Genomic DNA, 25,748 nt, shown 5'->3' on the forward strand with positions numbered 1-25,748 from the left:
TTAGAGAATTTATTCTGATTTGTTAGGCTAAATTAATTTCTAGGGAGATAGGCTAAAGGAGTTAAAAAATTCCTAATATATAGTTTTTGCAAACATACTGAGAAGTTTTAGAAAACAGAGATGACTCAAGAATTTGATTACGACTTAATAATTATTGGTGCAGGTGTCGGTGGACATGGTGCAGCATTACACGCTAACAGTTGTGGCCTAAAAACAGCTATTGTAGAAGTAGCAGAAATGGGTGGTACTTGTGTTAATCGAGGTTGTATACCATCTAAGGCACTTTTGGCAGCATCTGGAAAAGTTAGAGAATTACGGGATACTCACCACTTAAAAACTCTGGGCATTCAATTAGATAATGTTTCTTATGACAGAGAGGTAATTGCTTCTCATGCAAGTAACATTGTTACGAAAATAAGAGGCGATATGACAAATAGCCTTAAACGTTTAGGTGTAGATACGATTATAGGTTGGGGTAAGGTAGCAGCAAAACAAAAGGTTACGGTTAAGACGTCCAAGGGAGAAGAAAATTTTACTGCTAAAGATATTATACTTGCTCCTGGATCGGTACCTTTTGTTCCTCCTGGAATAGAGTTGGATGGCAAGACGGTGTTTACCAGTGATGATGCTCTTAAATTAGACTGGTTGCCACCTTGGGTTGCAATTATTGGTAGTGGTTATATTGGACTAGAATTTTCTGATATTTACACTGCCCTTGGGTCTGAAATTACAATGATTGAAGCATTAGATCAGTTAATGCCTACTTTCGATCCAGATATAGCTAAGATTGCCCAAAGGGTTCTGATTCAGTCAAGAGATATTGAGACTAAAGTTGGTAAGTTGGCTATGAAGGTAATTCCTGGGTCTCCGGTAATTATTGAACTTGCTGATACTAAGACTAAAGAAGTAGAAGAAGTTCTAGAAGTAGATGCTTGTCTGGTTGCTACAGGTCGTATTCCCTATACAAAAGATTTGGGACTAGATTCTGTAGGGGTAGAGACTGACCGCCGAGGGTTTATTCCAGTAAATAGCAAAATGGCTGTTTTGTCAAGTGGTGAACCAGTACCTAATTTATGGGCGATCGGTGATGCTAATGGAAAAATGATGTTAGCTCATGCAGCATCTGCTCAAGGGGTAACGGTGGTGGAAAATATTTGTGGTCGTTATCGGGAAGCTGATTATCTTAGTATCCCGGCAGCAGCTTTTACTCATCCAGAAATTAGCTATGTTGGTATGACAGAACCAGCAGCAAAAGATTTGGGCAAAGAACAGGGATTTGAAGTGGCCAGTGTCAGAACTTATTTTAAGGGTAATTCTAAGGCGATCGCTGAAGGTGAAACAGATGGTATTGCTAAAGTAATTTATCGTAAGGATACAGGAGAATTATTAGGGGTACATATTATTGGTCTTCATGCTTCTGACTTGATTCAAGAGGCAGCAAATGCTATGGCTAAAAGGCAGTCTGTTAATGAGTTATCTTTTAATGTGCATACTCATCCTACTTTGTCGGAAGTTTTGGATGAAGCATTTAAACGAGCTACTGTTCACTAGCTATTGGATAATTGATAATTGATAATGGATAATTGATAATTAATTTCCAGAGGTTTAAAGCCTCTCTTTACCAATTAATAATTCGAGATAATTTTCATTATTCATTATCCATTAATGAACCATACTTTTGATTATTTGAAATCTCTAAATTGCTTTTTCGTCATTTTAAAGGTAATGAAGCTGATGGCTGACTACTGAATGCTTAGGATTCAGGAAATTGCTCTATTTGATGGTATATTTAACAGGGTTGATACTATCAAATCCACAAAAATATAGCAATCTTAATTAGGTTGTAATACTTTAGTGTAGGAATCAGGTGTCTGAATTTTAAAAGTTTTCAGTTAAGATTCACTATTTAACAATAAACTTTTTCAGTCATCAGTAAAAAAGAGGTAAATTACTATGGTTCATAAATTTTTCGGTAATTATGAATCCTGACTCTAGCTTTTCAGAAAAGAGTTTTTAGTAAATTCTAAATATAGAGAATTTGGCAGGATTTCGGGAGTAGAACAATTGCAAATTTTCGGCTCTGGAAAAAAGGGAAATAACTATGGTTAAAAATTTTTTCAAGAATTATGAATCTTGACTCTAGCTTTTCAGAAAAGACTTTTCAGTAAATTATAAATCTTGAGAATTTTGCCGGATTTCCTGAGTAGAAAAATTGCAAATTTTCGGCTCTGGAAAAAGCTGATGAGTCTCAAGTGAAAATCCTCAAAATGTAGAAATTTATCGGAAGTTTCTGTAGAGGGAAATAACTATGGTTTATAATTTTTTAGAGAATTATAAATTCTGACTCTAGCCTCTAGCTTTTCAGAAAAGACTTTTTTAGTAAATTATAAATCTCGAGAATTTTGCCGGATTTCGGAAGTAGAATAATTTCAAATTGTCAGCTCTGGAAAAAGCTAAAAAATCTCAAGTAAAAATTCTCAAAATGTAGGAATTTATCGGAAGTTTCTGTAGAGGGAAATAACTATGGTGAAAAATTTTTCAAGAATTATGAATCCTGACTCTAGCTTTTCAGAAAAGACTGTTTCAGTAAATTATAAATCTCGAGAATTTTGCCGGATTTTGGGAGTAGCATAATTTCAAATTGCCGACTTTGGAAAAAGCTCAAAAATCTCAAGTAAAAATTCTCAAAATGTAGGAATTTATCTGAAGTTTCTGTAGAGGGAAATAACTATGGTGAAAAATTTTTCAAGAATTATGAATCCTGACTCTAGCTTTTCAGAAAAGACTTTTCAGTAAATTATAAATCTCGAGAATTTTGCCGGATTTCCTGAGTAGAAAAATTGCAAATTTTCGGCTTTGGAAAAAGCTGATGAGTCTCAAGTGAAAATCCTCAAAATGTAGAAATTTATCGGAAGTTTCTGTAGAGGGAAATAACTATGGTTTATAATTTTTTAGAGAATTATAAATTCTGACTCTAGCCTCTAGCTTTTCAGAAAAGACTTTTTTAGTAAATTATAAATCTCGAGAATTTTGCCGGATTTCGGAAGTAGAATAATTTCAAATTGTCAGCTCTGGAAAAAGCTAAAAAATCTCAAGTAAAAATTCTCAAAATGTAGGAATTTATCGGAAGTTTCTGTAGAGGGAAATAACTATGGTGAAAAATTTTTCAAGAATTATGAATCCTGACTCTAGCTTTTCAGAAAAGACTGTTTCAGTAAATTATAAATCTCGAGAATTTTGCCGGATTTTGGGAGTAGCATAATTTCAAATTGCCGACTTTGGAAAAAGCTCAAAAATCTCAAGTAAAAATTCTCAAAATGTAGGAATTTATCGGAAGTTTCTATAGAGAGAAATAACTATGCTTCAGAATTTTTTCGGTAATTATGAATCCTGACTCTATCTTTTAAGAAAAGATTTTTTCAGTAAATTATAAATCTAGAGAATTTTGCTGGATTTCGGGAGTAGCAGAATTTCAAATTGTTGCTTCTGGAAAAAGCTGAAGAGTCTCAAGTGAAAATCCTCAAAATGTAGGAATTTATCTGAAGTTTCTGTAGAGGGAAATAACTATGGTGAAAAATTTTTCAAGAATTATGAATCCTGACTCTAGCTTTTCAGAAAAGACTGTTTCAGTAAATTATAAATCTAGAGAATTTTGCTGGATTTCGGGAGTAGCAGAATTTCAAATTGCAGACTTTGGAAAAAGCTCAAACGATATCAAGTAAAAATTCTCAAAATGTAGAAAATTATCGGAAGTTTCTAGAGAGGGAAATAACTATGGTTCAGAATTTTTTCGGTAATTATGAATCCTGACTCTATCTTTTAAGAAAAGATTTTTTCAGTAAATTACTAAATCTAGAGAATTTTGCCGGATTTCGGGAGTAGAAAAATTTCAAATTGTCAGCTCTGGAAAAAACTCAAAAATCTCAAGTAAAAATTATCAAAATGTAGGAATTTATCTGAAGTTTCTGTAGAGGGAAATAACTATGGTAAAAAATTTTTTCAAGAATTATGAATCCTGACTCTAGCTTTTAAGAAAAGACTTTTTCAGTAAATTCTAAATCTAGAGAATTTGGCAGGATTTAGGGAGTAGAAAAATTTCCAATTTTCGGCTCTGGAAAAAGCTGAAGAGTCTCAAGTACACATCATCAAAACAAAGGAATTTATCTTAAATAAATGCAAATTCGTCGTCGTCCGCCAAGTCCACCCGTCGAAATGGGTAACTTACGTTATGAAGTTTCTATACCAGAGTCAAAAGCTCAAAATATTCTAGAGGAAATAGTTTGGTATAAAGAAAAAGAGGTAGATTATTGGCGTGACAAAACACCTTTAATTGAGTTAAGAAAAAAGATTAACTTAATGCTTCCTCCTCTAGATTTTTTGACTACATTATCAATAGGCAAAACTCAACCTGCTGTAATCGCTGAAGTTAAAAAAGCTTCTCCTAGTAAAGGAGTAATTAGAGAAGATTTTGAACCAGTTACTATTGCTAAGTCATATCAGGAAAATGGTGCAACTTGTATCTCAGTTTTAACAGATAAGAAGTTCTTTCAAGGTAGTTTTGAAAATTTGGCAAATATTAGGGCAAATGTTGATTTACCTATACTTTGCAAAGATTTCCTAATTTATCCATATCAAATCTACTTTGCTCGTTTACATGGAGCTGATGCTGTACTATTAATAGCAGCAATTTTATCAGACCAAGACTTAAAGTATTTTATCAAAATAGTTAATTCTTTAGGGATGACTGCCTTAGTTGAGGTTCATACTCTTCAAGAATTAGATCGGGTATTGGCAATAGAAGGGGTTAAATTAATTGGTATAAATAATCGCAACTTGGAAGATTTTTCAGTAGATTTACAAACAACTTGTCAACTGATGGAAGCTAAAAATAAAGAGTTAAAAAAACTTGGAATTTTAGTGGTAAGTGAATCTGGAATACATACTCCTGAAGATATTAATGTTGTCAGAAATGCTGGTGTGAATACTGTTTTAATAGGTGAATCTCTAATCAGAAAGACAAATCCAGGTACAGCATTGTTAGAGTTATTTACTGAAAATAAAGATTGAGAGGAATGTCTATTTTAAAGTGGAGATTGAAACTACCAGAGATTTATATATAGCGTTTTTATTTGAGATGGGGAAACAGAGTGCTATTAAAAAGGAATGGGGGTTTGGTGCATTCTTGCAATGGCAAAGAAGATAAAACAGCATTAAATACTGAAAAACCTAAGGGAATAGGTACTCAATCAGCACGCTTTTTTATTAGAAAAAATCTGAATCTAGATTTACATCTCAGTGTGAAAACACTATAGTTTTATGTTTTTAAAATGGCTAGTACCGCTACGCGGAAGTCAAAATTAAAAATTAAAAAGTATTGGTTAATAAAGCTTTTAGGATGCATGTAACTGCAAATTTTTATTTCTGCCATCCTGCACTAAATTCAAAATATAGAATAGCTCAGTTTCAACCTGAACTAACTGTGCTGTAGGAATATTTTTAAATGGCTAGATTCAAAAAAGAATATTTCTGTAGTCAGCTAGCAAAAACAAGGTAATGTAGATTTATGCCGTTGTGTACAATAATCTCTATAACTTTAGTTTGGGGAGTCCTTAATTAAACTAAATATACTGTATAGATAAAACTATGGAACCAATACCAGTTCCCTCTCATGTTCATTACGAACTGCTACTTCAGTTATTAGAAAAAAATACTATTTTGGCAGTAGATTTTAATACAAGAGAATATCAAAAAGTTCAATAACTTATTGTGACAGTTAGAAAAGCTTTTGTACTGCAAAAGCAGTTAGAAGAAAATTGTAAACAAACAAATTTATCAATAGAATATCACTGGTCTCTTAATGAAGCTGAAAAATATTAACTAATGTAGCAATATTAGTGCAGGATGGCAGAAATAACTGACCAGTTACAAAATACTAAAAGTCTTACTAAGTAATAATGCATGAATTTTGAATCTTGAATTTTTAATTCTGCTTAGTGGCATTAGGTTTGTGAATCATGGGTATGATGCTTAAATAATTAATAATTAATAATTAACAATTAATAATTACCTCTTCTTAAAAAGAAGAGGTAATTATTAATTAACAGGATTTTTTTCTCCTTGAAAGGAGAGGGTTTCAACCTTGTTTTTTCGGTAAAATTATGGATATGAAATAGGAAGAGGTTGTAATAAAATGTCTAGGAAATAAGTAGTTTAAATAATTAATAATTAATTACCTCTTTTGTAATAGAAGGATTGCTTAAAAGGATTTTTTTTTACCTTTAAAGGGGAGGCTTTAAATCTGAATTATCTAATTGTTTAATTATTTAGGTAATCATTAACTGTTAATTGCTGAAATATAGCTTGTCTATTTTGTCAAGTTTGATGTTAAGCAAAGATATGGGTAATAGATAGCCGACCCAAGGGAGGAAGAGAATTTAGAAATATTTAGCAATGATTGAAGAATGAACGTTTTTTTATACCGAATTAAGCTAATTTGATATGACTCCCGACTTGGTGACTTAATGGCTATATCAACTAGGGTTTGGTGAAAAAGTTTTTGGTTCTTAGAGGCAATAGACAAAAGTATTTTTGAAGTTTAAGTTGACTCAAAACTTTCCACCATAAAATTTCAACTTGTGGATTGTATCTTTAATGCTTCAGCTAATATCAAGTCTCATTAATTAGCCATAATATAAATCTTCTCCTTACCTCAAGCATATTATCTTTAATAATTCCCGCTGCTGTCTACCTCCTATTTTCTATTTCGTATTCCTTAAAATTATTTCTTGTGGATCTTCAAAGAGACATGATACAAAATACTTGCAAAGAGACGAATCAATAATTTTTTGAGAAAAATTGAGTATAACTTCTCCTTAAAAGGAAAGTTTCATCAGGAATTTAGACTAGAGGAAAAAACTTAACTATAATCAAAAAAATCGGGTCAAAATTACCGAAAAAAAATTAATAACTTAAAATTCAATAACTATTAGAAAATTAATAAAAAAAATACGAAAACTTCCAAAATTTATAGAATTTCAAAGTTCAGGAATCTTAAAGAAAAACTAAGCTTTTTCTGTGACACACTTCTGTATAAATGAACATAGACATCAATAGAGTAAAACACAACAAAGGAAGAAAAAAATGGATGATAAACTGATGTTAATGATTCCTGGGCCAACTCCAGTACCAGAAACAGCATTACTAGCAATGGCTAAACATCCAATAGGCCATAGAAGTGGTGACTTTTCCAAAATTATGGCAGAGGTAACAGAAAACCTCAAATGGCTGCATCAAACCAAAAATGATGTGCTAATTTTAGCATCTAGTGGTACTGGAGCTATGGAAGCAGGTATGATTAACTTCCTGAGTCCTGGCGATCGCGTACTATGCGGATGTAATGGTAAATTTGGCGATCGCTGGGCAGAAGTGGCCAAAGCTTATGGTCTTAATGTTGAGAAAATTACAGCAGAGTGGGGCAAACCTCTAGACACGGAAGAATTTCGTCAACACCTAGAAGCGGATAAAGACAAGCAAATTAAAGCAGTCATTCTTACCCATAGCGAAACTTCTACAGGTGTTTTGAATGATATTGAAACTATTAATAATTATGTTAAAGCTCATGGTGAAGCTTTAATTATAGTAGATGCTGTCACCAGTCTTGGGGCAGTTAACTTACCAATAGATGAGTTAGGTCTTGATGTTGTTGCTTCTGGTTCTCAGAAAGGCTACATGATACCTCCTGGTTTAGCTTTTGTGGCAGTGGGAGCTAAAGCTTGGACTGCTTATGAAACAGCTAAGTTACCACGTTACTATCTTGACTTAGGTAAGTATCGTAAAGATGCAGCTAAAAATACTACGCCTTTTACCCCACCAGTAAATTTATTCTTTGCTTTACAAGCTACACTTAGAATGATGCAAGCTGAAGGATTAGAAAATATTTTTGCTCGACACGAGCGTTTAAAGAATGCAACTCGTGCAGGAGTAAAAGCTTTAGGGTTGCCTTTACTAGGTCCAGATGCAGTAGCTAGTCCTGCTGTTACAGCAGTTATGCCTCCACCAGAAGTAGAGGCAGAAAAAGTACGGGCTATTATGAAAAAACGTTTTGATATTGCTTTAGCTGGTGGACAAGACCACTTGAAAGGGAAAATTTTCCGTATTGGACATTTGGGTTTTGTCTGTGAAAGAGATATTCTAACTGCTATTGCTGCTTTAGAAGCTACTTTGGGAGAGTTGGGGTATAAATCTTTTACACCAGGAGCAGGTATAACTGCTGCTTCTAAAGTTTTAACTGAATCATAATTAGGGTTTGCTGAAAAAGTCTTATGGGTGAGGGTAGGAGTCAGGAGACAGGAGACTCGAGACTGGAGGAGTAAGGAATTTAGAGGAGGCAGGAGGAAGAATTATCCCTTTATTTTTCTGCCTCGCGTCAATTAAAATCCTTACTTTTTGAGCTTTAAAGAGCTTAAAACCTTGTACTTTTTTAATACCGAAAAAGGCTAAAATCTTTATCTGTCAATCCTTTAAAATTTAAACGGAATGTGGGTTATAGGTATCTTTTTCTCCCCACCGTCCCGTACGGACGTTGCATGCAACGTCCCTACCCATCCTCCCCATCCTCCCCATCTAACGCACCATTTAAGATGTGTCAGTCTACTAAACTAATGGTTGATTTCCCAACCACTTCGTTTAGTTAAAATCATAAGTGTTTTTTAGCCAATCAAATATTTTGTCTAACTGTTCTAAAGTAACTAAACCGTATTGCCACAAAATCATTGACAAAGCATTAGAGTCTGGGTGAGGACATGGTAATTCTGTAGTAACACTAGCTCGTTCAGCAATTGCTATAGAAGCTGAAGAGATAGATAATTCATTTTGCAAAAAATTGATAAAGCGAGCATAGTTTGTTGATGTCATATTTTTGTTCACCTCCTTTTTTTTAGAGACCATTTTCTGTGTAATTCTTATTCTTAATAAAATATACACGTTAGATATTTGAGAGAATTTGCAAGTCAATGGAATTAATATTTTTTACCTTGACTAAGCAATTGTTGACTATGATAAAGTCAATATTTTTATGTATAAAGCGAGTATCAGCCAGTTTTTGATCTGTTCTATAGCTGTAAATTTTTTAGAACCAAATTCAAAAACTTTTTTGATGAACTAAACAAAAGCTGGAAGTTATCTATCAAAACAACAAGATAGCTTTAACTTCCTTCGGTTGGATCTACATAAGTCACCCCGGTTATTCCGCAAAATTAGTTAGTAGTTTAGATAAGTCTTAGTGAAATTAGAATTCCTGAAAATATATACTGCTACGCTGTAGACAGTTATGCACCTAATATAGTTATGTAAAAATCTACTACAATTAGATTTTCAATTTGTACAACTATCAAATACCTTAATCGGCAGTGCTTTATAAACATTGAAGCTGAAAAAGAAGTCAGCTTTTCAATGACTTGAAAGGGGATATTTTAACCTTCTCAAAAGTCTGACCTACTGAAACAAAATATTTTTGAATAGTGGTCAGTAATCAGGAAGTAGCAATCACGAAAGACTGAATTTTAGTTAATAGCAAGTTTTAACTAACTTACTATTGCTGCCAGTCAAAATTACAGAAAATTCGCTATTGAATTATTACTTAAGTCAAAAAACATAAGCAGTTCGGGTATAGGGTTTAAGTAGTTATGTTTTATTAAAACTGTTACTACTTATGAGGCGAACCTTGATTCAGTCATTTGATTATACAGTAACTTTACTTGAATGTTTGTATATTATCTTTTTAGCCACAATACAAACAATTTTTTGTAGTTATTTTTGTGCATAAAAACAAATTGCTAAGTTTTTAGACTAGCACAAAATTCGATCTTTCTCACACCAATTAATTAAATCAAATCAAGCAGAAAATAGACTCTCAACAAGGCTAGCTTTCCCTTTAATCAACAAAACATTAGGTTGATGAATGTAATTTGATATTCTAGCATAGCAAACAATAATCTTAGTGTATATACCTAGTAAATAAAATAATAAAAAGCTTTTTTAAGTTTTGTCAACATAATTCATAATTTTCTTCTTCTACGAGGATATACAGGTTCTTATATTGAATCAGATACAGTATTTTTCCCTTTTCTATTGGCTTTGTTGTATGAAAGCTTATAGCTACTGCACAAGATCCAAGATCCTTGTACTTCATACTTCTATAACTATTGTCCAATAAATGAATCAAACATCAATTTTTGATATAAAAAGGCTGAAACTTTTACCTGTAAAGCCTTTGAGGTATTTAACTATTGGCCAATAAATGAATAAAGCATCAATCTATAGAAAGAGGGTGATATAGCTGCCACTAACTTCACCTTTCATGTCGGATCTGAAAACCGAAAAGCGGAGCGGAACGGATTTTCTATGGCTATTACAACAAAGCCTTTTCTATTTCCTATTCCCTTTTAAGCTATTCCCTAAAATCAAAAATTTTTGTACTTTACCGAAAATTTGGGGTATTAATGCTCGTAAAGTTATCAAAAAAATTGGGTATAAAACCCCGCCTTTTAAAGCGAAATGTTTTTGGAGCGTTGCCCTAATCCCCGTTATAAAAACAACTTCTGACTTCTGACTTCTGACTTCTGATTTCTGACTTCGTTAAGGTGGATTTCTTTCTGAAAATAATCGTTGCTTCGCCTATTTCCTATTCCCTGTATCTAATTTTTAGTAATTATTATTTGATCGCCAACCTTCAAACCTAATTCCGTGGTACGTCCTCCCCGCACTTCAATAACTCTATCGACTGGCACACCCGATCCGTAAAGAGGGCAAGGATCGGCTAAACAAGGAGGAACATCAAGAGCGATCGCCTTAACTACACCAGACCTGATAAATATCATATCAAGGGATATTTTGCAATTTTTCATCCAGAAACTCACCTTCCGAGGTGGCTCAAAAGAGAATAGCATTCCCTGATCGTCAGCTAACTCAGTCCTGTACATCAAACCCATTGCTTGCTCTTGGGGAGTTTTCGCCACCTCTAAATTAATTGTTTGACCAGATATTTGAGCTTGGGCTGTAATTGGCAATACCTGACCTTCCTGAGATACCTGAAAATTTGATGGTTGTTGAGCTTGAGCTTGAATACTAATAGCCTGTGAAATTTTATTAACAAATATTATTTGTAGCAAACAGCCAACCAAAAACAGAATTATTCCAGACTTAAATAAACCAAACTTACTACTCATAATACTATCTCAAATTTTATAATACCAATTCACTTTAAAGATTTTACCGAATAATTAAGGTTTAAAGCCTCTCCTTTTAAGGATAAAAAAGCGGTCGTTAGCGGAGCTTCCCGAAGGGTGGGATGGATGGGTTTCCTAACAATATCCAATCGATGAAGAGAAGAAAAAATTTTCATGATTAGTCAATCTTCTTCTTTTCAAAAAGAGGTAATTGTTAATTATTAATTGTTGAAAAATATTTTCAAACTTATAATATGAAATAATTGCTTGAAATTACCCAAAAATTAAGGTTTAAAGCCTCTCGTTTAAAGGATAAAAAAGAAAAAAATTTCCTTTTTAACCAATCCTCTTTTTTTTAAGAAGAAGTAATTATTAATTGTTGAAAAATATTTTCAAACTTATAATGTGAAATAATTGCTTGAAATTACCGAAAAAAATCAAGGTCTAAAGCCTCTCGTTTAAAGGATAAAAAAGAAAAAAATTTCCTTTTTAACCAATCCTCTTTTTTTTAAGAAGAGGTAATTATTAATTATTAATTGTTAATTATTGAATGAGCGCCTCAAAGTTTTCAGTTCATCAAATATTACTTTTGACTTTTGACTTTTTACTGTCAGATGTGCATTTTACATTCTGATAAAACCTCAGAATTACGCACTTGATGCATGAGTTCCGTGAAAGGGAATCACAACTTCTAGTTATATAGCAATCTGCGCATAGGTTGTAACAATTTGCATAGACTAGAAATAAATTCTGAAACTCTTATCCATTGCCCATTGCCTATTCCCCATTCCCGAAAAGCGGTAAGATTTTTATACACAAATATATTAGAGGATTGCTATATATAATTCTAAGTTTCTCTCAGAACATACCCAATACCACGGACAGTCTGAATTAATCTCTTCTCACCTTCTTGCTCAATTTTCAGACGTAAATATCTAATATAAACCTCAATTACATTAGACTCGCCTAAAAAATTATAACCCCAAACATTTTCCAAAATCTGTTCACGACTCAATACTTCACGAGGATGCTCCATTAAAAACTTTAACAGTTCAAATTCTTTCACAGTCAACTCAATACTACGACCATGACAAAAGACCCGCCGACTATTAAAGTCCAAAATCAAATTTCCAAATATCAACTGGTCTTTGTCTGATGTATTAGGTTGCAAATAAAACCTGATTAATTGTAAAAAGTCATCAGTTCGATAAGGTTTGAGAAAATAATCATCAGCTCCAGACTCTAGACAAGCAGCACGATCTTCAACTTGATCGCGAGCCATCAAAAGTAACAGAGGCTTCTGGTTACCCATTTTTCTCAGATTACTGCACAACGATAGTCCAGATTCGCCAGCTAACATTCGGTCAATCACAATTAAAGCAGGTTGAAGCTCCATAGCTCTATGAAAACCTATACTAGAGTTAGTAGCAACAATTGGATGATAGCCTGACTCTTTTAAGTCTAGACTCACATACTGGGCTAAAATTTCATCAGTCTCTATTATTAAGACGGAACGATTTTGGTCAACCGTTAGGGTACTCATGACTTTGACTCACTTAATATGTATTTATTTAAGATTACTCAAGAGAAGTAGTCGAGAGCCTGGAATCCACGTCTTTTTTGGCATCGTGGAGGAAAGGCGTTTCATGTCGCGGAGCGAAACTCAGGTTTTAACTTGAGTGCAAGTTAAATAACGCCAAGTTTATTTGACCGACGAATTAGTTTAACTTTCTTGGGAGAAAATTGTCCTATTCGCTGCCAATTTACACTGGTACTCTAATCATGGAGATAATCCTATTAGGGAGGGACGTTCGCATTTTTGTTATCAACGTCCGTACGGTCCCGTCTACCACCAAAAACGTTGTGTCCTGCAATTACGCAGTGCTTCGACCCAAGGAAGTCAACAAATAGTCCAGGCTAGGGAAATACCTAGAGGTGTTATCGTTTTTGGCTTATTAGTCTAGCCAACTCTTAGTTAGACGTTGGGCCGTCCAAGCTGCGTGGCTTCAGCCCGCAGAAGTTGACTATAATCCTGATTTTTTTAGCACATTTGAGTTAGTCTAGCACTGAAAATTGTTACGTTACAAAAAATGAGAGTAAGGTGGTGTTAGGCTGAGAATCAAAACCAGCCAACAATAGATTAAAATGCTATATTGAGCTTGAGCAAAAAATTGAGTTTATCAAGCTTTATTCTTCAAGATGGGACATAGCTTCAGCACAAGAAATCTTTCATTAATGGATAATTGATAATTACCTTTCCTTTTTAGGGAGAGGATTGACTAAAAGGAAAAAATTTATTTCTCGCGTTGGTGATTGGATCTGGCGCCGGTCATCCATCCATCCCACCCTACGGGAAACTGCGTTAACGACCACTTTTTCCCCTTTATTGGGGAGGTTTTAAAGGTGAATTATTTTATTATTAATTATTAATTATTAATTATTCGGTATCTGGTAGAGGTCAGTTTTGGGAGGATATCACGGCAGTTCCACAGAAGTTGGCTTGGCAATATGTGGTAGTCCCCATCCCAGTTTCTCTCGGAGAATATGAAAAAACTCCGGTGGTTTAAGTCGAATAAAACGTGCTTTATAATCTGATTGTTTCACCCGTATCCTATCTTCTGGCAGAACGTAACATCCTCCATTACCATCTACAACCATCATCAGACGATTTGGACTTGCTGGAAAAACAGTTACAGGTTCAGTATCAGCAAAAACTAGAGCCCGCGATGCAAGAGAATGGGGACAAATAGGTGAGAGCTGCAAAACTGGAACTCCTGGAGTAACAACAGGACCACCTGCAGATAAAGAATAAGCAGTAGAACCAGTGGGAGTAGAAATAATAATACCGTCAGCAGCAATATCTATAGGAGCGTGCCTACCAATTTTAATTTCAAAATGGCACATAGAAGTCATCGGTTCCCGATGCAAAACCATTTCATTTAAACAGAGAGCTTCCCACAATAACTCATCATTTCGGAACAGACGTACTTCTAGCATTGTCCGTTCTTCTATTTCATAGTTTCCAGCTAAAATTTGTTCGATCGCTGGGTATAACTGATTGACAAAAGTTTCAGTCAAGAAACCCATATGACCTGTATTTACAGTTAAAAGTGGGATATGGGAAGGTGCTGCTTGACGAAATGCAGATAGAACAGTGCCATCTCCTCCTAAGACAATGGCAAATTTCATATCCTTTGTAAAACCAGAGGGAACTACCTGGTCTATGGGAGTATAACAGACAGGACGTTCTAGACTAGGAGAACCTAAGATTCCCTTAGCCCCAATGGTAAGATGAACATTATAGCCATAAGCTTCTAGCTTGTCTTTTAATTCATTAGTTATGCGACAAGCTACAGGTTTAGCATCGTTATAAATGATTCCTATTTTTGACACTCGAAAAAATCTAGTTCGGGATGGTTATAGTTAATAAAAATATAGTCACATAAGACATATCCTTATTTTGCCAGTGTTACCCTGACTGGGTGAACTACAAAACCCTCTATTTCATGGTCAAAGAGAAAAGGTAGGTGCTTTTTCTTTTCCTCTTTGAATGATGATCTGCCTGATTCAATTTCTACTTGGTCAAACTGACAGAGGCTTTAACGTAGGTTCTTATGTGTCTAGAGGTAGCGTATCAGTCCAGGAATTTCACCCTATTAAAATCAGAGCATTGACTCTTGAGGATTGTTTGATTTTCTATTATTAACAACAAAGTTAGATTATCTCAATATTTGCCTAAATTTCTGGAGACAAAAGACGATATTTAATTATATAAGACTATATTTCTTTTGAATGTTTATGATACCGTTTCACGGAAGTCAAAACTCAAAACTCAAAAGTCAGATTTTATAGAATCATAATTTTGACGCTCCAGTAATTTCAGGAAATTATTTCAAATATTATAGTTTGTATAGTTTGAAACTATTTGTGACATCTTTAAAGTGAATTGGTTTGAGAAACTTTAGAAGAAGAAAGGTTTATTTTTAGAGGTTGTTTTTCCTAGTTTGGCTTGTTCGTATTCTATTTCCTTCAATTTTTTCATAATCCGACTATAGTATTCTTGTAGATAAGATTCTAAGGTGGTTATTTCTTCGGGATTAATGCCAAATACAGGATAAACGTCATCCATTGAAGTTGTTAAAGACTGATTACTAGCTAATACTTCTGCAAAAGCTAGTCTATCTGCTACATTCCAACCCCATTGAAATGATCTGGTTAACTGACGGAATAGACGCAATAGGTTAATGTTAGTACGAGTTATTTTGGCCTTTTCACCCGAAAGTCGTTCACACATCCGAATAATTTCATTGGCATCCCAAGCACGAGGACCTACTACTGGAAAACTTTTATTTTCTGTTTCAGGAACTGAAAGAGCGCGGATAGCAAATTTAGCAATGTCTTGAGTGTCCATGTATGCAATAGCTGTTCCTTGACCAGGTACCCAAACTGCTTGCTTATCTAAAATTGGCACTGCATATTGACCGATTAATCCTTGTAAGAAGCCACAGGGTTTTAATATTGTGTATTTTAAGCCAGATTCAGCAATAAAAAGTTCTGTACATCGCTTAATTTCTAGAAGGGGAACTTGGGGGTATTTTTCTGCATTTAAAAATGAGAAGAATATGAAACGTTGTACACCTTGAGCTACTAGGGCTTGAATTAGTGATACTTTTCCATCCCAGTCTACTTGTTTAATGCTTAAAGAGTCTGTTGGTCTTGAAGTTGAAGCATCTATGACTGCATCAATTCCTTCTAAGGCGGGTATTAGACTTTTAGGTTTACAGAGATTTCCTCCTATTAGTTCGGCTCCCCACTCTTTTAGGAAGGATGCTCTAGTATAACTTCTGATTAAACACCGTACTTCATAACCTTCATCTAAGGCGTGACGTACTATTTGTCTACCAAGAGTACCAGTAGCTCCTAAAATTAATAGTTTCATAAAAGTTTTGTTACTTATATTAAAGAGTCATTAATCACTTTAGCAAGTTTATCTCATTTTTTTACAAAACTTAACATTTTGAGTGAAATTTACATTTTTAATTTTTTGTAGTCCATTTGCGTTAATGAATGGCAATTCATTTTATGAAGCACCCAGTCATGGGAGATAAATAGTGAAATTTTCCTCTATTGCGTATAGAGCAACAGTCAATTCATTTTATGAAGCACCCAGTCATGGGAGATAAATAGTGAAATTTTCCTCTATTGCGTATAGAGCAATAGTCAATTCATTTTATGAAGCACCAGGTCATGGGAGATAAATAGTGAAATTTTCCTCTATTGCGTATAGAGCAACAGTCAATTCATTTTGTGAAGCACTCCAGCATGAGAAATGAATGGCAATTTATTTTCTGAAGCACCCAGTCATGGGAGATAAATAGTGAAATTTTCTCTTCTATTGCGTATAGAGCAATAGTCAATTCATTTTATGAAGCACCAGGTCATGGGAGATAAATAGTGAAATTTTCTCTTCTATTGCGTATAGAGCAATAGTCAATTCATTTTATGAAGCACCAGGTCATGGGAGATAAATAGTGAAATTTTCCTCTATTACGTATAGAGCAACAGTCAATTCATTTTGTGAAGCACTCCAGCATGAGAAATGAATGGCAATTTATTTTCTGAAGCACCCAGTCATGGGAGATAAATAGTGAAATTTTCTCTTCTATTGCGTATAGAGCAATAGTCAATTCATTTTATGAAGCACCCGGTCATGGGAGATAAATAGTGAAATTTTCCTCTATTGCGTATAGAGCAACAGTCAATTCATTTTCTGAAGCACTCCAGCATGAGAAATGAATGGCAATTTATTTTCTGAAGCACCCAGTCATGGGAGATAAATAGTGAAATTTTCTCTTCTATTGCGTATAGAGCAATAGTCAATTCATTTTATGAAGCACCCAGTCATGGGAGATAAATAGTGAAATTTTTCTCTATTGCGTATAGAGCAATCGTCAATTCATTTTATGAAGCACCCAGTCATGGGAGATGAATAGTGAAATTTTTCCTCTATTGCGTATAGAGCAATAGTCAATTCATTTTGTGAAGCACTCCAGCATGAGAAATGAATGGCAATTTATTTTCTGAAGCACCCAGTCATGGGAGATGAATAGTGAAATTTTTCCTCTATTGCGTATAGAGCAATAGTCAATTTATTTTCTGAAGCACCCAGTCATGGGAGATGAATAGTGAAATTTTTCCTCTATTGCGTATAGAGCAATAGTCAATTCATTTTGTGAAGCACTCCAGCATGAGAAATGAATGGCAATTTATTTTCTGAAGCACCCAGTCATGGGAGATAAATAGTGAAATTTTCTCTTCTATTGCGTATAGAGCAATAGTTAATTCATTTTATGAAGCACCCGGTCATGGGAGATGAATAGTGAAATTTTTCCTCTATTGCGTATGGAGCAATAGTCAATACATTTTCTGAAGCACCCAAGCACGGGAGATAGATAATATAGTGAAATTTTCCTACTAAGTAGGCTTTGCTCGAAAAAGCAGAGTGTGGGGAGTGTGGGAAGAAAGAGAAAGTAGGAGAAATAAATGTAGCTGATGTACCTGTTTCTTTATATGCTTGTCTGTCCAAAGTCCTAACTTTTTGGTCACTCAAGCTGAACAATTTGCACTTTTTTTCATTCCAAAAAGGCACTTACCTTTATATATCAATGCTTTTAAATTTAATCAGCAGAGCAATAATTAGAAATGTCTAATATTTCGGTGCGTTAAGCTTCGCTACATTTACGACCTAAACTTCCCACACTCCCCACTCTTCAAACCCTCTGCTTTTTTCAGCAAACTCTAATTATTCGCCACCTTGTAATTTAAGTAAGAGGAAACCTCCTGCTAAACCAATCAAGATTACAGAAAAAGACAAAATCGCTGCATTGAAAATTTCACCACTCATGTTCTTAAAATACTCCTATACAAAATGTATCTGTATTTTAAAGGATTATGAAGAAACTTTTAATTGAAATAAAAAATACAATTCCCCGTTTAGCAGTGACAATGGGAGACCCTGGAGGTATAGGGCCAGAAATAGTTCTGAAGGCTTTAGCAGATCCAAGTGTTACAGAAAATTGTGATTTGACAATAGTGGGCAGTCCTCAAATTTTGCAAGAAACCTATCAACAACTATCTCTGGAAAAGGTTGTCAATTGGGAAAGTTTGAAAATTTTAGATGTAGAGTTTGATGGAAAACTGGAAGATATTTGTCTGGGTAAAGGTAATGCTGTGAGTGGGGAAGCTAGTTTTTGTTACATGGAGAAGGCGATCGCCCAGACTTTAGCTGGAGAGTTTGAAGGTATTGTCACTGCTCCTATTTCTAAGACTTGTTGGCAGATGGCTGGTCATAAATATCCTGGCCAAACGGAGCTTTTAGCAGAAAAAGCAGGAGTCAAAAAGTTTGGGATGTTATTTGTGGCCTGTTCGCCCCACAGTAATTTTGTACTTCGTTCGCTTCTTGCTACCACACATATACCATTAAGTCAAGTACCACTAGCTCTAACGCCGGAGTTAATGAGTTGGAAATTAGAATTATTGGTGGAAAGTTTACAAAAAGATTTTGGTATTTCTAGACCAAAAATTGCTGTTGCTGGTTTAAATCCTCACAGTGGAGAAAATGGGCAATTAGGAACGGAAGAGAAGGATTGGTTAATTCCTTGGTTGGAGAAGGAAAGCGATCGCCGACGGGATATAGAGCTTGATGGGCCAGTACCACCGGATACGATGTGGGTTAAACCTGGTCAAGCTTGGTTAGGTTTGGCAGCAAAGACTTATGATGCTTATTTGGCTCTTTACCATGACCAAGGTTTAATTCCAGTAAAGTTAATGGCTTTTGATTTGGCTGTTAATACTACGATTGGTTTACCTTTTATTAGGACTTCCCCTGATCATGGTACAGCATTTGATATAGCTGGTCAAGGTATTGCTGATGCTACGAGTATGAAGGCAGCAATAAAGTTAGGGAAAGAGTTAATTTTACAGAGAATTAATTAAATGCTGAAAAATAACTTAGAGCTGATTTATAAAGTAAATATTAAGGCGCTGAATCACTTGCTATACTTAAGTTTTAGGAGTTATTTTCAAGTAACCCCCTAATTGCTAAAAGCTAGGTAATATAATACTTTTAGCGAAGTTTACAAATCAGCTCTTAAATGTTGATGTTGAAAAAAATTGTAGGGGCGAGTTTAACAAAAAGGATTGAGATAAGATCAATTTAGTTTATTCAACTTACTCTAGCTCAAAGAGAAATATTTTTTTTCTTTTTGGTCAATTCTCTACCTTTTAGGAATAGGTAATTATTAATTATTGCTCTGCTGATTAAACCTGAAAGTGTTTACAGCTCAAGCTTTTAGCATTTTTAAGTATGGAAAAAGTGGGAGATTTTGAGTTGAAAAGCCTCAAAATGTTAGTATTTTAGACGCATAGTTGGACAGAGAAATTGAGGAACAATTCTAACTCCTAACTCCTCACTCATTCCCATTTCTACTGACTACTGACTACTACAAAGAGCAAAAATACTTTTTCAGCAAACCCTAATTATTAATTGTTGAACTATACTTTTAATTATGTGAAACCTCTCAATTACTTTTTCCTCTTTTTTAAAGTTATAAAAACAGAGGAATATATTAAATCCCAAAGCTTTTGATCTTCCTTGTCACCCTGAAGGGTTTTTCCATAATAATAGGCAAAGAATCTTGATAAATATAAGAGCCTGTTCTCCCATGTTCCCCTTCAAAAGTAATTCCTAATAGATCTTTCTTGACAGTGTATCTTGGCAGACAGGTTGCTATACCAAAATCTATTATCAAAACCAAATCTAACGGAGATGAAAAATGAAAATAACTAGAAGGTTTACGACCAATAGAATCATACTTTAAATTAAAATTTAATCCATCAACTTTAATTTCCCAATCTATTAAAGTATCCCAAGAGTTTAAAGTATCTTCTGAATAAACTAGAAATCCAGAATACTTACTTTGAAGATGCTTTTTATCTTGATGAAAATAACTAATTTCAATGAGGTTCAAAATGCCATGAAATTCTAGTCTATTCTCTTTACGATTTTTTTTCATAGGACTTTTATTTTCTTAAGAATGGCTCAATAATTTTGATAAATATAAGAACCTGCTCTCCCATGTTCCCCTTTAAAAGTAATTCCTAATTTATCTTTCTTGAAAGTGTACCTTGATCGACACTCTTGTATACCAAAATTTATTATTAAAACCCAATAAAGACGGATATTAAAAATGAAAATTACCAGGTTGATAACAAGTACACTTTAAATTAAAATTAATGGATTAAATTTTTATTTCCCAAGAGTTGAAAGTATCTTATGAATCAACTAGAAATCCAGAATACTTACTTTCAAGAGACTTTTTATCTTTATGAAAATGACTGATTTCAATTAAGATCAAAATACCATTAAATTCTAGTCTCTTGATAGTTTTTTTCATAAGTAAGTTTTGTCTTCCTAATGACTATTTTATTGAATCTTTACCCTATAAGTATTATAGTTTTTCACTCTTCGGGAGCGCCCTTTTTCAGAAGTTAAAAGTCAGAAATAACCTTTGAGTGAATTTTTGGTACGTTATTGCTTCTTAACCAGATGCTAACGCTCGTCAGCATTTAGTAATTTCCAGGCGCTTTGCTTCGACTGCTATACCTTATTAAACCTATACATTTTTGAACTGAAAATTTTCCCTATATAGATTAAACGCTATTTTATGACTGCCTTTAGTCTAAGTCACATTAGTTTAAATGGGGAATAGCTTACCTTTTTTGAAGTTTGGGTAAATGGCCGAGATAATACAGAGTCGCCATTACTGTATTGGAGATTTTCAAATATAGTTACAGAAAAAATTTAACTCCTGACTTCTGACTCCTCGTATACCTGCCCCTAGAGTAGTTGACTTAATCAATCTATAATCTAAAATAGAAAAAATACAAATAGCTAGTACAAAGAATCCGACAATTTTTTTTGTTAGGTAAAAATACTTGCTAATAAAATTTTGTTTCAGCTCATCTTCTAGGAAAAAATTAGGAAATATAGGAAAAAATTAATACCTAAAAATATACCTACTAAAGCATGAGCAAACAAGAAATAAAATGCTTAAAAACTCAAAAATTATCTGAGATAACCTAGAAGAAAATGTCTTTTTCTATGCAGGTAAAAATGGATTATGAAACTTTAGGGAAAACAGGAGGAATTAGCACAACTCCTGGAACACCACAATGGGCACTTGCGATTAAGTTAAAACTACAATCTGTTCTGAAAAAAAGTATAGTTGCTAATGCAGAACAATTAAAAGCATGGCGTGAATTAATGAAACAACCAGCAGCTTATCAGCAATTACTTGATGAGCAAGGAAAACCATTTAATAGCTATGAAGAATTATGTCGTGCTAAACTACCTTATGGATTAGGTTGTGAACCGAAAGAAATTGAAGAATTAATTGGGGGAATAGAATCAACTGAAACAGAAAAAGTTGACATTCCAGAAGATCCACTTAAAGATTTAGGAAATCCATCGAATTATTTTTATAAATTCTCTAAACTTGTGGAAGCTTGTCCAGATAATCAAGTTTTAAACGCATCTAAAATAGGGGAAATATTGGATTATGCTCATAGCACTGCTCAATTATGGAGAAAACGATGGGAACATTTGGGATGGTTAGAACAATCAAAGAGTGGCGGAAGAGGTTTTTATCAAATTACTGAATCAGGAAAAACTGCGGTAAAAAATTGGTTGGAACAACAACCAGGAGGTAAGTTAAATAAAGAATTATGGGTAGTAGTTGCTAAGAATCCTAAAAAGGCAGCAGAAAAGTTAATTAAGTCTTTTGAAGCTGAAGATTTAAGAGAAATTCACCAACTAATTGGAGAATATTTGAGTCAAGAATCAAATACAGTTGATGGAGATATGGAATGAATATTAGTCTGTAGCTATCATCAGCTTTACCTAATTCAGAGGAGAAATTAGGGAGTAGGGAGTAGGATTCTTAGGTATAAGATATTTTTGCTCTTTTAAAACGAATCGTTAAAAACATGGCTGAACTTTATTTATTGTTTAATAACTGAAGTATTGAGGAAGTATAAGATGATTTTTGGTAATTGGCATTAGTTGTAAAGAATTTCAATGTGGTCAATTTTTAACACTTTTTTGTAGTGCTATAGTGCCAAAAGATAATTTTTTTACTTCTATATAATTTGATGCTGAGAACAAATATTATCTAGAGAATGTCTAAGTGTTAAATGTAGTCCTAAATTGTATTTTAACCAATTAATGTTAATATCAATAAAAATAACTTTAAGGATTACTTTTAAATTAGGGACTTTGAGTCAACTAAGTTATGTTATAGTTCAATAAAAATTCAGCTTATGCAAAAAATTTGTTTAAATAAATATTCATTAGAATGAGTTATCTCTGATAAAATTTAGGTTCATTCTTAGTTGATAAGCTGTGGAGATAGTCTATGTCAAAGTTAGAAATGTTTTGTTTCAGTTATAAACATGACTATTTTATGACTTTTAACTATAGAATTGTTGCAAAGATTAAATATATTGATTAATCAAATTAATTAAGAGGGACTAATGAGAGAAATTTCGACTGAACAATTGCTTTATTTGCTTTATACGTTTGCCTACTTAACAGAGGGAACAGTGACAAAAGGAACTGTCAAGATTAATTTAGCTAAATTATCGAAAGAATATGGCAAAAATGCAGCAAAAATTTGTGAGGCTTTATTTGAACAGGGATTATTGGAGTCTCCTAAAAGACATAGAATTAGAATTACAGAAATGGGTATGAAAGTTCTGGTTATTAATCTACAAACAACAGAATTTGAGTTTACTTCTGTTAAAGGACCGAAAATTTTAAATGCTCTGATGTCTTGTCTTAAGTTGGCTTCAAAGTATGGGGGAATAGATCAAAAAGTTGCAGATGAAGATATGGATTTTGAGACTTTTGTAGAAAAGTTTGAAAAACTTTATTTTGAAGAAAGAAGGCGTCAAGAACTGGAAGGTATTGTAGCTATGCTCAGTAAAGAAATTTGTCAAAAATTTAGGGAGGAAAATAATATTTCTGAATCTAACTTGAAGAAATACTTTGAGAGATTAAAGTCTGAAGGTATTGTGTTTTCTGTAGTAGAAGATAATGAAGAACTTATTGAGTGGGTAGATTAAAATTATGCCAGAAGATTCAGGGAATAAAAGAATGATGAAAGACTTTCTGCAACGGATAAAAGGAGGAGAAGGTTTGATTGAAGATATTTGGATTGAACGTGATGTCAGACCACTAGGAACAAATGATGTTCTTTCAGATAATAGAAGTTTATGTTCAGCTAACAGTTTGTCTGGAAGACCAGTATCTAATATTACTGAGCTTCTTCAAGATGATATTCGTCAGACCTTTGAAGAAGGATATTTTACTGCTAGATTTGTTACTGCTCTATTGGGTAGTGGCAAAACTTCATTACTAACTTATTTAGAGGAGCTAATTATCAATAAACCTGATGATAAAAAAAATTATGTAGTTACTAGGTTTGGATTTAATAAGTTATCAGCAATAAGTAGCAATTACAATTTTCAAGTAAAGTTTTACTGTTATATTTTAAGCAAAACTTTTTGGGGGTTAACACGGAATCAAGAATCATCAGTAAGAGATGAAGCTATAGAATTTTTGAAAGACTTTGATGCTGACGAAAGATTATTAGATAAACTCAATCGGGAGAGAATTAATCAGGATAGTTTAGAAGCAAGTTTTTTGAGGTTTTTTGGAAGTCTTGGTGTAGATTTAGCTAAATTGTTTCTCAATTTAATATTCCGTATTAATCAAGTTGATTCTGGGTTTTCTTTTGCATATCTCATAGATGAATTAGATTCGTTAAAAACATCTGGTAATGAGATAGAAGATATTCAACTAATTTTGAAGGACTTGTTAAAGCGGATATATGATGAATATCAGTCTAAAATTCCTCTACTAATTTACTTGGTAGGAACACAGAATAGAGTCCGTCAAATTATTAAAGGAAACTCTGTATTAGAAAGCTTAATTGCTAAGAATTTAATATCTATTAGTATGGGTTTAGAAAAAGAGCATGGAATCATTAGACAAAAAATAGATGAAAGGTTTAGAGGAGCATATCAGGGATATAAAGATTTTGATGTTGCTTGGCAAGAGGTTGAAAGTATCCCATTGAAACCTACTATTGAATCTGCAAAAAATTTAAGGGCATTTTGTCAATATTATGGGGGAGAAATCTTGAAGGTACATGAAAAGTATTTTAAAGAAATGCCAGAGCAAAAGTTTGAAGGTGATGCTCGTGGATTAGTTGAGGCAAAATGTCGAGAAAGATGGCAAAAATATTTAAACAAGAAAGCATATACATTATCAACAGTTGAAACTACAAAAGTAATTCCAGGTAGGAAAACAGGAAAAAAACACGCTTTAGATTGTTATGTAGAATTACTTCACAATGGTACACAAGTAGCTAGGGGTTTTGGTGAGGCAAAAAATTATGAATTGTTGAGTTCTCACTTACAAATATTTAGTGATTGGTTAGATGATTTTGAATTTAATTCACATCCTTCAGATGATACTCTTCCAGACTTAGCTTTTATGATTGCTCCTTCATGTCCGTCACTTTTAGCAAAAAAGTTAAAGTCGAAAAATATTGAATTTATTCAAGCAGATAAAGAACTACCACCTCCAACAAATCAACCTACTCCAGCACCTGAAATTAATATCAACATTTCTGGTGAAAAAGAACCACCTACTCCAACTCCAGCACCTGGAGTTAATACCAACATTTCTGGTGAAAAAGAACCACCTCCACCAACTCCAGCACCTTCAAAAACTGGAATTAACATTAATACAGCAAATGAATCAGAATTAAGAACTGCATTTAGAGGTTCGGGTGTTAAGAAAACAACTATTCAAAAGCTAATAAAAAATAGAAAAGGTAATCCTTATAGAGATTTAGCTCATCTTGTATCTGATCTTAAATTTACTGATAATGTAAAAGCAAAACTCCAAGAAAAACTTGATAAGGGTGAAATTAGTTTTTCTGATTGAAGTAACAAAGGTAAAAGAAATATTTGCCATGGAGTAATCATTTATCTTTTTGCACCTTTCCACTTTTGAAAATTTTCAAGGCAACTCTAGAAATTCTCGGCAAAATTCAAAAATCGGGAGATTTTCCGACGGTGGGAATGACAAAAATCTCAGAAATATTTGCCATGGAGTAATCATTTATCTTTTTGCACCTTTCCACTTTTGAAAATTTTCAAGGCAACTTAGAAATTCTCGGCAAAATTCAAAAATCCCAGAAATATTTGCCATGGAGTAATCGTTTCTCTTTTTCCATCTTTCCACTTTTGAAAATTTGCTAGGCAAGTCTAGAAATTATCGGCAAAATGCAAAAATCTGGAAATTTTCCGACTGTGGCAATGACAAAAATTCCCGAAATATTTGCCATGGAGTAATCATTTATCTTTTTGCACCTTTCCACTTTTGAAAATTTT

The 25,748-nt window shown here is 33.6% G+C and carries 17 protein-coding genes and 1 pseudogene; 11 read left to right on the top strand and 7 right to left on the bottom strand.

The window, feature by feature from the left end:
* Positions 1-120 precede the first annotated feature (120 nt).
* From lpdA to F6K40_RS04990, 6 genes and pseudogenes are all read left to right on the top strand, one after another.
* On the top strand, positions 121-1,551 hold the full coding sequence (gene lpdA, locus F6K40_RS04965; RefSeq protein WP_293132210.1) for a dihydrolipoyl dehydrogenase: 1,431 nt from the start codon (positions 121-123) through the stop codon (positions 1,549-1,551).
* 2,015 nt (positions 1,552-3,566) lie between these two features.
* Positions 3,567-3,722, top strand: coding sequence for a hypothetical protein (locus F6K40_RS04970; protein WP_293132212.1), 156 nt, complete (start codon positions 3,567-3,569; stop codon positions 3,720-3,722).
* 451 nt (positions 3,723-4,173) lie between these two features.
* A complete protein-coding gene (trpC, locus tag F6K40_RS04975; RefSeq protein ID WP_293132215.1) occupies positions 4,174-5,067 on the top strand; it encodes an indole-3-glycerol phosphate synthase TrpC in 894 nt (297 codons plus the stop codon).
* A gap of 104 nt (positions 5,068-5,171) precedes the next feature.
* Complete coding sequence (locus F6K40_RS04980; protein ID WP_293132218.1) at positions 5,172-5,312, top strand: hypothetical protein; 141 nt, start codon at positions 5,172-5,174, stop codon at positions 5,310-5,312.
* A gap of 331 nt (positions 5,313-5,643) precedes the next feature.
* A pseudogene (locus F6K40_RS04985) lies at positions 5,644-5,877 on the top strand (DUF5340 domain-containing protein).
* A 1,263-nt stretch (positions 5,878-7,140) separates the two neighbouring features.
* A complete protein-coding gene (locus F6K40_RS04990; protein WP_293132221.1) occupies positions 7,141-8,298 on the top strand; it encodes a pyridoxal-phosphate-dependent aminotransferase family protein in 1,158 nt (385 codons plus the stop codon).
* Between the two features lie 387 nt (positions 8,299-8,685).
* Here F6K40_RS04990 and F6K40_RS04995 read toward each other — a convergent pair whose 3' ends face one another.
* The 6 genes from F6K40_RS04995 to petM all read right to left on the bottom strand — a co-directional run bounded on the left by F6K40_RS04995 (position 8,686) and on the right by petM (position 18,129).
* Positions 8,686-8,913, bottom strand: coding sequence for a DUF2949 domain-containing protein (locus F6K40_RS04995; RefSeq protein WP_293132224.1), 228 nt, complete (start codon positions 8,911-8,913; stop codon positions 8,686-8,688).
* A gap of 1,781 nt (positions 8,914-10,694) precedes the next feature.
* The gene (locus F6K40_RS05000; RefSeq protein ID WP_293132227.1) at positions 10,695-11,225 is read right to left on the bottom strand and encodes a DUF192 domain-containing protein; all 531 of its coding nucleotides are present in this window, start codon (positions 11,223-11,225) and stop codon (positions 10,695-10,697) included.
* Between the two features lie 847 nt (positions 11,226-12,072).
* Entirely contained in the window at positions 12,073-12,768 is a 696-nt protein-coding gene (gene nblR / locus F6K40_RS05005) for a response regulator transcription factor NblR (protein ID WP_293132230.1), read from the bottom strand.
* Between the two features lie 932 nt (positions 12,769-13,700).
* Positions 13,701-14,618 carry an NAD(+) kinase gene (locus tag F6K40_RS05010; RefSeq protein ID WP_293132233.1) on the bottom strand — a complete coding sequence of 306 codons (918 nt, stop codon included), beginning with the start codon at positions 14,616-14,618 and terminating at the stop codon, positions 13,701-13,703.
* A 568-nt stretch (positions 14,619-15,186) separates the two neighbouring features.
* A complete protein-coding gene (locus tag F6K40_RS05015) occupies positions 15,187-16,164 on the bottom strand; it encodes an SDR family oxidoreductase (protein WP_293132236.1) in 978 nt (325 codons plus the stop codon).
* Positions 16,165-18,027: 1,863 nt separating this feature from the next.
* Positions 18,028-18,129 (bottom strand): cytochrome b6-f complex subunit PetM, encoded by a 102-nt coding sequence (petM, locus tag F6K40_RS05020; RefSeq protein ID WP_063823346.1) that lies wholly within the window; start codon positions 18,127-18,129, stop codon positions 18,028-18,030.
* A 47-nt stretch (positions 18,130-18,176) separates the two neighbouring features.
* Between petM and pdxA the strand changes: the two genes are divergently transcribed.
* The gene (gene pdxA / locus F6K40_RS05025; RefSeq protein WP_293132239.1) at positions 18,177-19,220 is read left to right on the top strand and encodes a 4-hydroxythreonine-4-phosphate dehydrogenase PdxA; all 1,044 of its coding nucleotides are present in this window, start codon (positions 18,177-18,179) and stop codon (positions 19,218-19,220) included.
* 632 nt (positions 19,221-19,852) lie between these two features.
* On the opposite strand, the gene F6K40_RS05030 is transcribed toward pdxA, so the two are convergent.
* The gene (locus tag F6K40_RS05030; RefSeq protein ID WP_293132242.1) at positions 19,853-20,299 is read right to left on the bottom strand and encodes a hypothetical protein; all 447 of its coding nucleotides are present in this window, start codon (positions 20,297-20,299) and stop codon (positions 19,853-19,855) included.
* Between the two features lie 1,076 nt (positions 20,300-21,375).
* Here F6K40_RS05030 and F6K40_RS05035 point away from each other — a divergent pair.
* The 4 genes from F6K40_RS05035 to F6K40_RS05050 all read left to right on the top strand — a co-directional run bounded on the left by F6K40_RS05035 (position 21,376) and on the right by F6K40_RS05050 (position 25,472).
* Complete coding sequence (locus F6K40_RS05035; protein ID WP_293132245.1) at positions 21,376-22,155, top strand: hypothetical protein; 780 nt, start codon at positions 21,376-21,378, stop codon at positions 22,153-22,155.
* A 662-nt stretch (positions 22,156-22,817) separates the two neighbouring features.
* Positions 22,818-23,408, top strand: coding sequence for a hypothetical protein (locus tag F6K40_RS05040; RefSeq protein WP_293132248.1), 591 nt, complete (start codon positions 22,818-22,820; stop codon positions 23,406-23,408).
* 4 nt (positions 23,409-23,412) lie between these two features.
* Positions 23,413-25,299, top strand: a complete 1,887-nt coding sequence (locus tag F6K40_RS05045; protein WP_293132251.1) for a ComEA family DNA-binding protein — start codon at positions 23,413-23,415, stop codon at positions 25,297-25,299.
* Between the two features lie 23 nt (positions 25,300-25,322).
* Entirely contained in the window at positions 25,323-25,472 is a 150-nt protein-coding gene (locus F6K40_RS05050) for a hypothetical protein (RefSeq protein WP_293132254.1), read from the top strand.
* The last annotated feature ends 276 nt before the right edge of the window (positions 25,473-25,748 follow it).

The organism is Okeania sp. SIO3I5, from assembly GCF_010672085.1.
Classification (GTDB): domain Bacteria; phylum Cyanobacteriota; class Cyanobacteriia; order Cyanobacteriales; family Microcoleaceae; genus Trichodesmium.